General features: G+C 63.8%; 14 protein-coding genes and 1 pseudogene. 6 read left to right on the plus strand and 9 right to left on the minus strand.

Annotation, left to right across the window (positions count from 1 at the left end; all coding sequences use genetic code 11):
- Positions 1-113: 113 nt before the first annotated feature.
- The 3 genes from KHO27_RS22760 (at position 114) to KHO27_RS22770 (ending at position 3,928) form a co-directional block, all read left to right on the plus strand.
- Positions 114-1,496, plus strand: a complete 1,383-nt coding sequence (locus KHO27_RS22760; RefSeq protein WP_102684581.1) for a glutamine synthetase family protein — start codon at positions 114-116, stop codon at positions 1,494-1,496.
- Positions 1,497-1,500: 4 nt separating this feature from the next.
- A complete protein-coding gene (locus KHO27_RS22765; RefSeq protein WP_110696779.1) occupies positions 1,501-2,274 on the plus strand; it encodes a gamma-glutamyl-gamma-aminobutyrate hydrolase family protein in 774 nt (257 codons plus the stop codon).
- Between the two features lie 112 nt (positions 2,275-2,386).
- Positions 2,387-3,928: an APC family permease gene (locus KHO27_RS22770; protein WP_046857590.1), complete on the plus strand. Its 1,542-nt coding sequence runs from the start codon at positions 2,387-2,389 to the stop codon at positions 3,926-3,928.
- A gap of 132 nt (positions 3,929-4,060) precedes the next feature.
- Here the strand turns inward: KHO27_RS22770 and gmk are convergent, their stop codons facing one another.
- Positions 4,061-4,681: a guanylate kinase gene (gmk, locus tag KHO27_RS22775; RefSeq protein ID WP_102684578.1), complete on the minus strand. Its 621-nt coding sequence runs from the start codon at positions 4,679-4,681 to the stop codon at positions 4,061-4,063.
- A gap of 13 nt (positions 4,682-4,694) precedes the next feature.
- Positions 4,695-5,558: a YicC/YloC family endoribonuclease gene (locus KHO27_RS22780; RefSeq protein ID WP_110696777.1), complete on the minus strand. Its 864-nt coding sequence runs from the start codon at positions 5,556-5,558 to the stop codon at positions 4,695-4,697.
- A 225-nt stretch (positions 5,559-5,783) separates the two neighbouring features.
- Between KHO27_RS22780 and rph the strand changes: the two genes are divergently transcribed.
- Both rph and KHO27_RS22790 read left to right on the plus strand, forming a co-directional pair.
- A complete protein-coding gene (gene rph, locus KHO27_RS22785; protein WP_046857587.1) occupies positions 5,784-6,506 on the plus strand; it encodes a ribonuclease PH in 723 nt (240 codons plus the stop codon).
- Between the two features lie 24 nt (positions 6,507-6,530).
- The gene (locus KHO27_RS22790) at positions 6,531-6,899 is read left to right on the plus strand and encodes a DUF4870 domain-containing protein (RefSeq protein WP_214500808.1); all 369 of its coding nucleotides are present in this window, start codon (positions 6,531-6,533) and stop codon (positions 6,897-6,899) included.
- A gap of 47 nt (positions 6,900-6,946) precedes the next feature.
- Here the strand turns inward: KHO27_RS22790 and crc are convergent, their stop codons facing one another.
- Entirely contained in the window at positions 6,947-7,726 is a 780-nt protein-coding gene (gene crc, locus KHO27_RS22795; protein WP_023629898.1) for a catabolite repression control protein Crc, read from the minus strand.
- An 80-nt stretch (positions 7,727-7,806) separates the two neighbouring features.
- On the opposite strand from crc, the gene pyrE reads away from it, so the two are divergent.
- Positions 7,807-8,448, plus strand: coding sequence for an orotate phosphoribosyltransferase (gene pyrE / locus KHO27_RS22800; protein ID WP_102684575.1), 642 nt, complete (start codon positions 7,807-7,809; stop codon positions 8,446-8,448).
- 56 nt (positions 8,449-8,504) lie between these two features.
- Here the strand turns inward: pyrE and KHO27_RS22805 are convergent, their stop codons facing one another.
- The 6 genes and pseudogenes from KHO27_RS22805 to KHO27_RS22830 form a co-directional block, all read right to left on the minus strand.
- Positions 8,505-8,711, minus strand: a complete 207-nt coding sequence (locus tag KHO27_RS22805; protein ID WP_110696773.1) for a hypothetical protein — start codon at positions 8,709-8,711, stop codon at positions 8,505-8,507.
- Positions 8,712-8,848: 137 nt separating this feature from the next.
- The gene (locus tag KHO27_RS22810; RefSeq protein WP_028689941.1) at positions 8,849-9,508 is read right to left on the minus strand and encodes a DUF799 domain-containing protein; all 660 of its coding nucleotides are present in this window, start codon (positions 9,506-9,508) and stop codon (positions 8,849-8,851) included.
- Positions 9,505-9,873 carry a DUF4810 domain-containing protein gene (locus KHO27_RS22815; protein ID WP_102684805.1) on the minus strand — a complete coding sequence of 123 codons (369 nt, stop codon included), beginning with the start codon at positions 9,871-9,873 and terminating at the stop codon, positions 9,505-9,507. The genes KHO27_RS22810 and KHO27_RS22815 overlap by 4 nt, the downstream gene beginning before the upstream one ends.
- 30 nt (positions 9,874-9,903) lie before the next feature.
- Entirely contained in the window at positions 9,904-10,584 is a 681-nt protein-coding gene (locus KHO27_RS22820) for a CsgG/HfaB family protein (RefSeq protein ID WP_214500809.1), read from the minus strand.
- 206 nt (positions 10,585-10,790) lie between these two features.
- Complete coding sequence (gene argB, locus KHO27_RS22825) at positions 10,791-11,696, minus strand: acetylglutamate kinase (RefSeq protein WP_214500810.1); 906 nt, start codon at positions 11,694-11,696, stop codon at positions 10,791-10,793.
- 30 nt (positions 11,697-11,726) lie between these two features.
- Positions 11,727-13,100: pseudogene (locus KHO27_RS22830) on the minus strand (phosphomannomutase/phosphoglucomutase); the annotation flags it as partial.
- Between the last annotated feature and the right edge of the window lie 21 nt (positions 13,101-13,121).

Below are 13,121 nucleotides of genomic sequence, written 5' to 3' on the forward strand. Positions count from 1 at the left end.
AACCAGCCCCCAACGATGGGCCAGTGAAAAGAACAACAGCAGCACCATCGTCGCCCTACAAGGCGTCATCCGCAGTTCCCACATCGCCGCTCCGAATCAAAGGATGTACAGCCATGACGTCGGTCTCCCCGTGCGCCAGTTCTTCCCGCGAGATGAATGAATTCCTGGATGCCCATCCGGATACCCAGTACGTCGACCTGCTGATCTCCGACATGAACGGCGTGGTGCGCGGCAAGCGCATCGAGCGTGCCAGCCTGCACAAGGTGTACGAGAAGGGCATCAACCTGCCGGCGTCGCTGTTTGCCCTGGATATCAACGGCTCGACCGTCGAAAGCACCGGGCTGGGCCTGGACATCGGTGACGCCGACCGCATCTGTTTCCCGATTGCCGGCACGCTGTGCGACGAACCCTGGCAGAAACGCCCGACCGCCCAGTTGCTGATGACCATGCATGAGCTGGACGGCGCGCCGTTTTTCGCCGACCCGCGGGAAGTGCTGCGCCAGGTGGTGAGCAAGTTCGACGACCTGGGCCTGGATATCTGCGCCGCGTTCGAGCTGGAGTTCTACCTGATCGACCAGGACAACCTCAACGGTCGCCCGCAGCCGCCGCGCTCGCCGATTTCAGGCAAGCGCCCGCAGTCGACCCAGGTGTACCTGATCGACGATCTCGACGAATACGCCGACTGCCTGCAGGACATGCTCGAAGCTGCCAAGGAGCAGGGCTTGCCGGCCGACGCCATCGTCAAGGAAAGCGCCCCGGCGCAGTTCGAGGTGAACCTGCACCACGTCGCCGACCCGCTGAAGGCCTGTGACTACGCGATCCTGCTCAAGCGCCTGATCAAGAACGTCGCCTACGACCATGAGATGGACTCCACCTTCATGGCCAAGCCCTATCCGGGCCAGGCGGGCAATGGCCTGCACGTACACATTTCGTTGCTGGACAAGAAAACCGGCAAGAACATCTTCGCCAATGCCGACCCGCTGCAAAGCGACGCCCTGCGCCACGCCATTGGTGGCGTGCTGGAAACCATGCCGGCATCGATGGCATTCCTCTGCCCGAACATCAACTCGTACCGTCGCTTCGGTGCACAGTTCTATGTGCCCAACGCGCCGAGCTGGGGCCTGGACAACCGCACGGTGGCTGTCCGCGTGCCGACCGACAGCAGCGAGAACGTGCGCATCGAGCACCGCGTGGCCGGCGCCGATGCCAACCCGTACCTGATGCTCGCGGCGATCCTCGCCGGCATCCACCACGGCCTGACCAACAAGGTCGAGCCGGACGCGCCGATCGAGGGCAACTCGTACGAGCAGCTGGAGCAGAGCCTGCCGAACAACCTGCGTGATGCCCTGCGCGCGCTGGATGACAGCGAAGTCCTCAACCAATACATCAGCCCGGACTACATCGACATCTTCGTGGCCTGCAAGGAAAGCGAGCTGGCCGAGTTCGAAGTGTCGATCTCCGACCTCGAGTACAACTGGTACCTGCACACGGTGTAAGCCCATGAGCGCAATTGCGGTCCCCTTGATCGGTGTCAGCGCCTGCCGCCAGCAGGTGGGGAAGAACTCGTCGCACACGGTGGGCGACAAGTATGTCGAGGCCGCGGGCTTTGCCGGGCTGCCGCTGATCCTGCCGGCCCGTGACGGCGGCAGCGACACGCAGACGCTGCTGGCCAGGCTCGATGGCATTCTTTTTACCGGTTCGCCTTCAAATGTCGAGCCGCATCATTACAATGGCGCGCCCAGCGCGGAAGGCACCCGGCACGATCTTGCACGTGACCGCCTGACCTTGCCGCTGCTGCAGGCGGCCATTGCCGCGGGTGTGCCGGTGTTCTGCATCTGCCGTGGCTTCCAGGAACTGAACGTGGCCCTCGGTGGCAGCCTGCACCAACGGGTGCAGGAATTGCCCGGCTACCTGGACCACCGCGAACCTGAGGACGCACCCCTGGAGGTGCAATACGGCCCTCGTCACTCCGTCGGCATACAGCCGGGTGGGGTGCTCGAGCGCCTGGGCCTGGCTGCGCGGTTCGAGGTCAACTCGCTGCACAGCCAGGGCATCGACCGCCTGGCCCCAGGCCTGCGCGTCGAGGCACGGGCCCCGGATGGCCTGATCGAAGCGGTGTCGATGCCTGATGCGCCGGGCTTTGTACTCGGCGTGCAGTGGCACCCTGAATGGCGTTTCGCCGAAAACCCGGTTTCGCTGCGCCTGTTCGAGGCGTTCCGCGAGGCCTGCATTGCCCATGCTGCGCGGGAGGGTGTGCGCCAGAAGATCCTCTGACGTCACCCGGTAGTCTCGGATGACCCACCCCGGCAGTGAGCTTTCAATGAGTGGAAGCGGGCCCGCTACGGCGGGCCTGTGAAAACAATTCCAATAGTTACGGCAAATACTCATGAGCGATTACACAGAAGCCGGCCGCCCCCCCGACGTGGCGGCCGACTCGGGCAACACCCAGCGCAGCAAGGGCCTGGCCAAGGGCCGCCTCGGTCTGCTGGCCAGCGTCGTGCTGGGCATTTCCACCATTGCGCCGGTCTACACCCTGACTGGCGCGCTCGGCCCGACCGTGCGTGAAGTTGGCGCCCACCTGCCGGCGGTGTTCATCGTCGGCTTTCTGCCGATGCTGCTGGTCGCCCTGGGCTACCGCGAGCTGAACTCGGCGGAGCCCGACAGCGGCACGTCCTTCACCTGGTCGGCCCGGGCCTTCGGCCCGATGATCGGCTGGATCGGCGGCTGGGGGCTGGTGGTCGCCACCACCATCGTGCTGTCCAACCTGGCAGGCGTGGCGGTGGACTTCTTCTACCTGTTCCTGGCCCAGATCACCGGCAACCAGGAGCTGGCCGCGTTGGCGGACAACCTGTTGATCAACGTCACCACCTGTTGCGTGTTCATCGCCCTGGCGGTGTGGATCTGCTGTCGCGGCATGGCCACCACCATGACGGTGCAGTACGGCTTGGTGGCCTTGCAGTTGCTGGTGCTGATTGGCTTCGCCTTCGCAGCGTTCGGCGAGACCACCGCGCCGCCGCCGCTGGCGTTCGACCTGGCCTGGTTCAACCCGTTCGGTGTCGAGTCGTTCTCGGCCTTTGCCGCCGGCCTGTCGTTGTCGATTTTCATTTTCTGGGGCTGGGACGTGTGCCTGACCGTCAGCGAAGAGTCGATCGGCAGCGATGAAGTGCCGGGCAAGGCGGCAACCTGGACCGTGTTGCTGATTCTCGGCCTGTACCTGCTCACCGCCATCGCCACCCTGCAGTTTGCCGGGATCAGTGAGCACGGCCTGGGCCTGAACAATCCGCGCATCCAGGAGAACGTGTTCGCCCACCTGGCCGGGCCGGTGATGGGACCGCTGGCGATCCTGATGTCGATCGCGGTGCTGGCCAGCACCGCCGCCTCGCTGCAATCGACCTTCGTCTCGCCGGCGCGCACCCTGCTTGCCATGGGTTACTACGGCGCAGTGCCGCAACGCTTCGCCACTGTTTGCCCGCGTTCGCAGACGCCGCGCTACGCGACCATCTGTGCCGGTATTGCCGCAGGCCTGTTCTACGTGACCATGCGTACCCTCAGCGAGAACGTGCTGGCCGACACCATCACCGCCCTGGGCATGATGATCTGCTTCTACTATTCGCTGACCGCCTTCGCCTGCGTGTGGTACTTCCGCCGCAGCCTGTTCGACAGCGTGCGCCACTTCTTCATGCGCGGTGTGTGCCCGCTGGTGGGTGGTCTGATCCTGTCGGTGATCTTCCTGCGCACGGCGATCGACAGCGCCTCGCCGGACTTCGGCAGTGGCTCGCATGTTGGGGGGCTGGGGCTGGTATTCGTGATCGCGGCGATCATCTCGGCGCTGGGCATCGTGCTGATGCTGCTGTCGCGGCTGCGTGCGCCGGCGTACTTCCTGGGGGCTACCCTGCGTCAGCAGGCCACTATCCAGTTGCAGGAATAACAGCTGGGGGCGCTTTGCGCCCCATTCGCTGGCAAGCCAGCTCCCACAGGTACGATGCTTGACTCGAGGTGGCGTGATCCATGTGGGAGCCGGCTTGCCGGCGAATGGGCCTCGCAGAGGCCCCGGCTGTCTTCAGCCGACCAGTTGTTTCAGCAGCGCCTCATGGCGCTGTTGTTGTTTCTTGAGCAGTAGCCGGTTCGAGCGGAACACCGCTTTCAGGTCATCCAGCGCCACATCGAAGTCATCATTGATGATGACGTACTCATATTCGTCGTAGTGCACCATCTCGCTGACCGCTTCCTTCATGCGTCCGGCGATGATTTCCTCGCTGTCCTGGCCACGGCCGTCCAGGCGTTGGCGCAGGGCCTCCTGGCTTGGCGGCAGGATGAAGATCGAACGCGCCTCGGGCATCAGCTTGCGCACCTGCTGGGCACCTTGCCAGTCGATCTCCAGGATCAGGTCGTAGCCCTGGTCGAGGGTTTCCTGCAGGGCGCTGCGCGAAGTGCCGTAGAAGTTGCCGAACACTTCGGCGTGCTCGAGGAAATCGCCCTGGGCGATCAGTGCCTTGAACTCTTCGTGGACGACGAAGTGATAGTTGACCCCGTGTTCCTCGCCCGGGCGCATGGCGCGGGTGGTGTGGGAGACCGAGACGCGGACGCGCTCGTCGTCCTTGATCAGGGCCGTGACCAGGCTGGTCTTGCCGGCGCCGGACGGGGCCGAGACGATGTAGAGGGTGCCGCTGCTGTGGTTCATGGTAGGGGTGGCCTTACTCGATGTTCTGTACTTGTTCACGCATCTGTTCGATCAACACCTTCAGGTTGACTGCCGCCTGCGTGCTGCGTGGGTCGAACGCCTTGGAGCCAAGGGTGTTGGCTTCGCGGTTGAGCTCCTGCATCAGGAAGTCCAGGCGCCGACCGGCGGCGCCGCCCGACTTGAGCACCCGGCGCACTTCGGTGACGTGGGTGCTGAGGCGGTCCAGTTCTTCGGCGACGTCGCTTTTTTGCGCCAGCAGGACCATCTCCTGTTCCAGGCGCTGCGGGTCGAGCTCGGCCTGCATGTCGCTGAAGCGGTCGAGGACCTTCTGCCGCTGCCCGGCGAGCATCTGCGGCACCAGGGCGCGCAGGGTGGCGACCTCGCCGGCCATGCTGTCCAGACGTTCGTTGATCAGGCGGGCCAGTTCGGCGCCTTCGCGTTGGCGGCCGGCCTTGAGTTCGGTCAGGGCTTCGTCGAACAGCGCTATGGCCTCGGCGTTGAGCGCTTGCGGATCGGTGGCGTCGGCCACCAGCACGCCCGGCCAGGCCAGCACTTCCAGCGGGTTGAGCGGTGCCGGTTGCTTGATCAGGCTGGCCACGGTTTCGGCGGCGGCGACCAGTTGCGCGGCACGTTCGCGATCGACCTGCAGTGGCTTGCCGGTGCTGTCCTCGCTCAGGCGCAGGGTGCACTCGACCTTGCCGCGCGAGAGGCCTTGGCGCAGGCCTTCGCGAACGGCGCCTTCGAGGTCGCGCAGGGCCTCGGGCAGGCGCAGGTGGGGTTCGAGATAGCGGTGGTTGACCGAGCGCAGCTCCCAGACCAGGGTGCCTTGGCTGCCAGCGCGCTCGACACGAGCAAAAGCGGTCATGCTATGCACCATGGGGAGTACCTCGCGTATTCAGGTGGACGGAGAGCCTGTCGGCTGCAAGGCGCAGGATTGTAGCGCAGTGCGGCGTGGTCGCCCAATCCAGCCATGCTAACGGTCGCCCCGAAACCTGTCGGAAAACACGACAGGCTGCGCAAGCGCGACGACAGGCGTGCCTTCGCCGGGCGTCGGGCTCTATAATGCTCGGCAGATTCAAATGTCCCCGTACAGGTATCCCAGATGAAACGTCCAAGTGGTCGCGCCGCCGATCAGCTCCGCTCGATCCGCATTACCCGCAACTACACCAAGCACGCCGAAGGATCGGTTCTGGTCGAGTTCGGTGACACCAAGGTCATCTGCACGGTCAGCGTCGAGAACGGTGTTCCCCGCTTCCTCAAAGGCCAGGGCCAAGGTTGGCTGACCGCCGAGTACGGCATGCTGCCGCGCTCCACCGGCGAGCGTAACCAGCGCGAGGCCAGCCGTGGCAAGCAAGGCGGCCGCACCCTAGAGATCCAGCGCCTTATCGGCCGCTCCCTACGCGCTGCGCTGGACATGAGCAAGCTCGGCGACATCACCCTGTACGTCGACTGCGACGTGATCCAGGCCGACGGCGGCACCCGCACTGCCTCGATCACCGGCGCCATGGTTGCCCTGTGCGACGCCCTGGCGGTGATCAAGAAACGTGGTGGCCTCAAGGGTGGCAACCCGCTCAAGCACATGATTGCCGCGGTATCGGTGGGCATGTACCAGGGCGAGGCCGTGCTCGACCTCGACTACCTCGAGGACTCCGCCGCCGAGACCGACCTGAACGTGGTCATGACCAGCGCCGGTGGTTTCATCGAGGTACAGGGCACCGCCGAGGGCGCGCCGTTCCAGCCTGCCGACTTCAACGCCATGCTGGCGCTGGCGCAGAAGGGCATGGACGAGATCTTCGAACTGCAGAAAGCGGCGCTCGCCGACTGAGCAGACGCCAGGGAGGTGCGGGACATGAACGATTTGGATCTACCGATCACCCCGCCCAGCGCCGATGTCCGGCAATGGGCGATGTTCTGCCACCTCTCGGCGCTCCTGGGGCTGGTGCTGCCCCTTGGGCATTTGCTGGGCCCGCTGGTGCTGTGGCACCTCAAGCGCGAGCAGGATCCGTTCATCGATGCCCAGGGCAAGGAGACGTTGAACTTTCAAATCAGCGTGACCATCGCCGGCTTCGTCTGCTTCCTGCTGATGTTCGTGTTCATCGGCATCCTGCTGTTCGCCGTGCTGATGGTGACGGTGCTGATCCTGATCATCCTGGCAGCGGTCAAGGCCAATGAAGGGCAGCCGTATCGCTATCCCTTCATCTGGCGGCCGATCAGATAGACACAAAAAAGCCGACCTGATGGTCGGCTTTTTTGTGCGTGCCATCCTCAGATGGTCAGCGTCCAGTCATAGTCCACGATCAGCGGCGCGTGCTGGGAGAAGCGCGGCTGGCGCGGCAGGCGAGCGTTGCGCACGAAGCGGCGCAGGCCTGGGGTGAGGATCTGGTAGTCGAATCGGTAACCCAGGTTGAGCATCTCGGCCTGCTCGTTGTCCGGCCACCAGCTGTACTGGTCGCCTTCACGGCTGACTTCGCGCAGGGCATCGACATAACCCATGTCGCCGACGATGGCGTCCATCCAGGCGCGTTCGGGCGGCAGGAAGCCCGGCGACTGCTGGCTGTCACGCCAGTTCTTGATGTCGAGCTTCTGCTGCGCCACGTAGAACGAGCCGCAGTAGATGTACTCGCGACGCTTGCGGCGTTGCTTGTCCAGGTACTTGGCGAAGTCGTCCATCAACTTGAACTTCTGGTTCAAGTCTTCGTCCCCGTTCATGCCCGAAGGCAGCAGCAGGCTGGCAATACTGACTTTGTCGAAATCTGCTTGCAGATAACGCCCGTAGCGGTCGGCTGTCTCGAAGCCCAGGCCGGTGATGACTGCCTTGGGCTGCATGCGCGAGTAAAGTGCCACGCCACCTTGGGTGGGCACCTCCGCGTCGCAGGCGTAAAGGAAATAGCCATCGAGCTGGAAAGCTGGGTCGTCGAGTTCAAAGGCCGAGGCGCGGGTATCCTGAAGGCAGATGACGTCGGCATTCTGGGCTTGCAACCAGCTGAGCAATCCACGCTCGGCCGCAGCCTGAATGCCATTTACGTTCACACTGATGATCCGCATAAATGGCCCCAAAAATCTCGTGCGTGTATGATACCCGAGCTCAACACATTTAGCTAAATCCGTGGTGTCCGGGACCTTTCATGCAGCCGTATCAGCGCGACTTCATCCGTTTTGCCATCGATCGCGGCGTTCTGCGCTTCGGTGAGTTCACCCTGAAATCGGGGCGTACCAGCCCGTACTTCTTCAATGCCGGCCTGTTCAATACCGGGTCCGCCCTGGCGCAGCTGGGGCGTTGCTACGCGGCGGCCATCGTCGACAGCAAGATCCCCTTCGACGTGCTGTTCGGCCCGGCCTACAAGGGCATTCCCCTGGCGGCGGCCACTGCCGTGGCCCTGGCCGAGCAGCACCAGCTCGACGTGCCGTGGTGCTTCAACCGCAAAGAGGCCAAGGACCACGGCGAGGGCGGCAGCCTGGTCGGCGCCCCGCTGGCCGGTGACGTGCTGATCATCGACGACGTGATCACCGCCGGCACCGCGATCCGCGAGGTCATGCAGATCATCAACGCCCAGCAGGCCAAGGCCGCCGGTGTGCTGATCGCACTGAACCGCGAAGAGCGCGGCAATGGCGCGCTGTCGGCGATCCAGGAAGTCGAACGCGACTTCGGTATCCCGGTGGTCAGCATCGTCTCGCTGACCCAGGTGCTGGAGTTCCTGGCCGACGATCCGCAGCTCAAGCAGCACCTGCCGGCGGTCGAGGCCTACCGCGCGCAGTACGGTATCTGACCGGCCCGCAGGCACGAAAAAGGCGACCTTCGGGTCGCCTTTTTCGTGCCTGCGGTTCAGCGGCGATTCGGGTAAGGGTCCTGCACGGCGTCACCGACGCCGGTGAGGATCTTCCAGCCACGCTTGGGGTGGGTGCCGGGGGTGAAGTCAGGGCAGGGAGGCATCGAGGTCTTGCCCTGGTTGGAGTACTTGCGTCCGCAGTCGGCGCATTCGTAGCTGCCTGCGGAAACATCGCTGCCATATTTGACCAGTTCTTTCTGCATCGCTGTATCTCCGATGGGATGGAGTTGGAATGCTAGTCGGCTGGCAGAGATGCGTGTTGTAGTGCCTGTCCGTGCTGGCGGTAGGATTTTTCCGAACTGGAACAGAAAGGCGGCCCTTGGGCCGCCTGCGCGTCGTGTCAGTCTGTGCCGTACTTCGGCGAACGTGGCCCGTAGAGGATCCCGCCATTCGGGTAGGGCGTCAGCAGGCGTGCGCTGGTCATCCCGGCGATCGGGTAGCCGGCATCATCCTGCACGCTGCTGATGATCTGGTTGATGGCCGCCGCCACCAGCATGCCGATCAGGCCACCCTGGTTCTGCTTGCCTTCCTCGCTGGAGGCCGTGGCACTGCCGGTCCACAAGGTGGCACCGGTCTTCAGGTCGACCAGTTTGGCGCTGGCGGTGACGATGGTCGCGCTGCTCAGCACCATGTAGCGGGTGCCGTAGTCGCTGACGGTCACGTACAGGCCGGCGTCGGCGCCGAAGATCTCGTTCAGCTTGGCTGTGGGCAACTGGTGGATATCGGCCGGCGTGGTCAGGCCGTTCTGGCGGAACGTCTCGTCCACCAGCGCTACCGGCATCACGTAGTAGCCGGCCTCGGCCAGCGGATAGGTGACCTGGGACAGCATGCTGTAGGTGGCCTTGACGTCGGGTGACTCGTTCAGCGGCGGCAGGATCAGGATCGACTTCGGTCGGCTCTGCTTGTAGGCCGAATAGTCGATGCTCTTGCGCTCGGCGCAGCCGGCGAACAGGGCCAGCACGCAGGCGCCGACGATCAGTTGGGTCAGGCGCTTGATCATTGCTGGGCTCCCTTGCTGGCGTTGCTCATCAGGAAGTCCATGTAGGCCGCCGACTCAGGGAACAGCGCTTTTTCGGTACGGAACTGCTGGATCATCTGGTCATCCTTGCCCAGGCTGGAGTACAGCAGGCCCAGCTGCGCGTGGTAGCCCGGCGGCACTGCGCCGTTCTTGGCCTTGATCTTCTCCAGGTCGCGCTCCAGGGCGGTGACCTGTTCTTCCTTGGCGTCACCCTTGAGGTAGCCGTATACCTGGGGCTGGTAGCTTTCCCACTGGTACAAGGTCTTGGGCGAATTGCAGCCGGCCAGCAGGACGCTGCCCAGCAGCAGCCCGGCGACAGTGCGCCAGGCCGGGTAGGTGATGCTCATCGAACGGTCTTCCTTGTCGTGTTGTGCTTGTTATTGCGCCTTTGGTTTCCACTGGCCGCTTTCGACTGCGCCCACCAGCTTGTTGACAGCTTCGCGCATGGCCAGGTCGAGCACTTTGCCGTTGAGGGTCGAGTCGTAGCTGGCGGTGCCGCCGAAGCCGATGACTTCACGGTTGGACAGGGCGTATTCACCGGCGCCTTGGCTCGAATAGACCACTTCGGATGTGCTGATGTTGACGATGTTCAGGGCGACCTTGGCGTAGGCGATCTGGGTCTTGCCGCGGCCGAGGATGCCGAACAGCTGGTGATCGCCGACTTCCTTGCGGCCGAACTCGGTGACGTCGCCGGTCACCACGAAGTCGGCGCCCTTCAGGCGCTGGGCCTGGCCCTTGATGGCCGCTTCCTGCTGGATCTCGCCCATGTTGTCGCGGTCCAGCACGTTGAAACGGTTGGTCTGCTGCAGGTGGGTGATCAGGATGGTCTTGGCCTGGCCGCCGAGGCGGTCGACGCCGTCGGAGAAGATGCCGCGCATGTAGCTGGAGCGGTTGTCGAACTTGCCCACGGCGATCGGCGTGCGCACGCCGCTGTAGGGACGACTGACGCTTTCGACCTGTTGCACGGCAACAGCGGTGGAGGTTTCGGTGGCACAGCCGGCGATGGACCCGACAGCCAGGGCGGCTGCCAGCACGAGTCCTTGTGATGCGTATTTCACGCGTGTTCTCCAGGTAAATAGAAACTATTCGTAACGAGCAAGCATGCTGTCACGTTGTTTCGGCAGTCTACCGGGATTCTTGATAGTCAAACATCAAGGGTGATGGCTATAAGCCATCTTTTTGAGTGGGCGGGGATGGATGCATCACGGGGCAGGCCTGCTCCCAGCCGGGAGCGGGCCTGCCCCGCGATAGGATTACAGCTGGATCAGCGTGGTTTGCGGTTGCTGATCAGCGTGCCCACGCCGCTGTCGGTGAAGATCTCCAGCAGCACGGCATTCGGCACGCGACCGTCGATGATGTGCGAGCTGTTCACGCCACCCTGGACGGCATCCAGTGCGCACTTGATCTTCGGCAGCATGCCGCCGTAGATGGTGCCATCGGCGATCAGTTCGTTGACCTGCTCGGTGCTCAGCCCCGTGAGGACCTCGCCCTGCTTGTCCATCAGGCCGGCGATGTTGGTCAGCAGCATCAGCTTCTCGGCCTTCAACGCCTCGGCCACCTTGCCGGCCACGAGGTCGGCATTGATGTTGTACGACTCGCCGTTGGCGCCCACGCCGATCGGCGCGATCACCGGGATGAAGTCACCCTTGACCAGCATGTTCAGCAATTCGGTGTTGACGCTGACGACCTCGCCGACATGGCCGATGTCGATGATTTCCGGGGTGGTCATCTCCGGCGTCTGGCGGGTGACGGTGAGCTTCTTGGCGCGGATCAGCTCAGCATCCTTGCCGGTCAGGCCGATGGCGCTGCCGCCGTGGCGGTTGATCAGGTTGACGATGTCCTTGTTCACCTGGCCGCCCAGGACCATCTCCACCACGTCCATGGTCGCCGCGTCGGTCACGCGCATGCCATCGATGAAGTGGCTGTCGATCGACAGGCGCTTGAGCAGGTCGCCGATCTGCGGGCCGCCACCGTGCACCACCACCGGGTTGATGCCCACGGCCTTCATCAGCACGATGTCACGGGCGAAGCCGGTCTTGAGCTCCTCGCTCTCCATCGCGTTGCCGCCGTACTTGATCACCAGGGTCTTGCCGACGAAGCGGCGGATGTAAGGCAGTGCTTCGGACAAAACCTCGGCTACATGGGAAGCGGCATCGCGATCGAGGGTCATGCAGGGCTCCAGGTAAGGAACGGATAGTCGTCAGAACGGCAGTTGCAGGCCTGGTTGGACCCGCAGCAGCTGCGTGCGGAATACAGCCTTGATTCGGTCGAGTTCTGCGGCGCTGTCGGCCTCGAAGCGCAGCACCAGCACCGGCGTGGTGTTGGAGGCGCGAACCAGGCCCCAGCCATTGGGGTAGTCGACCCGCACACCGTCGATGGTGGTCAGGCTGGCTTCGCCCCAGTCGGCGTCGCGTTGCAGTGCATCAATGATGCTGAATTTACCCTCGTCGGTCACATCAATGTTGATTTCCGGCGTGGAAATATCATTGGGGAACGCGGCGAACAGGCTTTCGGCGTCCTGCCCGGCCTTGCTAAGGATCTCCAGCAGGCGCGCGGCGCTGTAGATGCCGTCGTCGAAACCGTACCAGCGCTCCTTGATGAAGATGTGCCCGCTCATCTCGCCGGCCAGCAGCGAGCCGGTCTGTTTCATCTTCTTCTTGATCAGCGAGTGGCCGGTCTTCCACATCAGCGCGCGGCCACCATGCTGCTCGATCAGCGGGGTCAGGCGGCGCGTGCATTTGACGTCGAAGATGATCTCGGCGCCCGGGTTGCGCGACAGCACGTCCTGGGCGAACAGCATCAGCAGGCGGTCGGGATAGACGATGCTGCCGGTGTTGGTCACCACACCGACGCGGTCACCGTCGCCGTCGAAGGCCAGGCCGATATCGGCGCCGGTCTCTTTCACCTTGGCGATCAGGTCTTCCAAGTTCTCGGGCTTGCCCGGATCCGGGTGGTGGTTGGGGAAGTTGCCGTCGACTTCGCAGAACAGTGGGATCACCTCACAGTTCAACGCTTCGATCAGTTGCGGAGCGACCACGCCGGCCGCGCCGTTGCCGCAGTCGACAACCACCTTCAGACGCTTGGCCAGTTTCACATCGGCGACGATCTGCTGGAAGTAGCGCTCAAGGATCTCGACCTTTTCCACGCGGCCATCGCCACGGGTCAGGTCATTGGTCTTCAGGCGGGTCAGCAGGGCCTGGATCTGTTCATTGGCCAGGGTGTCGCCGGCGATGACGATCTTGAAACCGTTGTAGTCCGACGGGTTGTGGCTGCCGGTGAGCATCACGCCCGACTTGCCGGCCAGCACATTGGCGGCGTAGTACAGCGCCGGGGTCGGCACCAGGCCGACGTCGCTGACCTGGCAACCGGCCTCGACCAGGCCCTTGATCAATTGCTCGACCAGCATCGGGCCGGACAGGCGACCGTCGCGGCCGACCGAGATCTGCGGTTCGCCCTGGGCGAGGGTCTGGGCGCCAATGGCGCGGCCGATCCAGTAAGCGGTCTCGGCATGCAGGGTCTTGCCGACCACGCCACGGATGTCATAGGCGCGGAAGATACTGTCGGGCAGTGCGGGGACCAGCTGGGCCATGTCGTT

Origin of the sequence: Pseudomonas sp. RC3H12 (assembly GCF_018596375.1) — a bacterium.
GTDB lineage: Bacteria > Pseudomonadota > Gammaproteobacteria > Pseudomonadales > Pseudomonadaceae > Aquipseudomonas.

Bases quoted from the DNA above. Each gene is read 5' to 3' on its own strand.
- KHO27_RS22765 (WP_110696779.1), top strand. From the start codon at position 1,501: ATGAGCGCAATTGCGGTCCCCTTGATCGGTGTCAGCGCCTGCCGCCAG.
- rph (WP_046857587.1), top strand. From the start codon at position 5,784: ATGAAACGTCCAAGTGGTCGCGCCGCCGATCAGCTCCGCTCGATCCGC.
- KHO27_RS22780 (WP_110696777.1), bottom strand. From the start codon at position 5,558: ATGGTGCATAGCATGACCGCTTTTGCTCGTGTCGAGCGCGCTGGCAGC.
- KHO27_RS22805 (WP_110696773.1), bottom strand. From the start codon at position 8,711: ATGCAGAAAGAACTGGTCAAATATGGCAGCGATGTTTCCGCAGGCAGC.
- gmk (WP_102684578.1), bottom strand. From the start codon at position 4,681: ATGAACCACAGCAGCGGCACCCTCTACATCGTCTCGGCCCCGTCCGGC.
- KHO27_RS22810 (WP_028689941.1), bottom strand. From the start codon at position 9,508: ATGATCAAGCGCCTGACCCAACTGATCGTCGGCGCCTGCGTGCTGGCC.
- crc (WP_023629898.1), bottom strand. From the start codon at position 7,726: ATGCGGATCATCAGTGTGAACGTAAATGGCATTCAGGCTGCGGCCGAG.
- KHO27_RS22760 (WP_102684581.1), top strand. From the start codon at position 114: ATGACGTCGGTCTCCCCGTGCGCCAGTTCTTCCCGCGAGATGAATGAA.
- argB (WP_214500810.1), bottom strand. From the start codon at position 11,696: ATGACCCTCGATCGCGATGCCGCTTCCCATGTAGCCGAGGTTTTGTCC.
- KHO27_RS22770 (WP_046857590.1), top strand. From the start codon at position 2,387: ATGAGCGATTACACAGAAGCCGGCCGCCCCCCCGACGTGGCGGCCGAC.
- KHO27_RS22815 (WP_102684805.1), bottom strand. From the start codon at position 9,873: ATGAGCATCACCTACCCGGCCTGGCGCACTGTCGCCGGGCTGCTGCTG.
- KHO27_RS22790 (WP_214500808.1), top strand. From the start codon at position 6,531: ATGAACGATTTGGATCTACCGATCACCCCGCCCAGCGCCGATGTCCGG.
- pyrE (WP_102684575.1), top strand. From the start codon at position 7,807: ATGCAGCCGTATCAGCGCGACTTCATCCGTTTTGCCATCGATCGCGGC.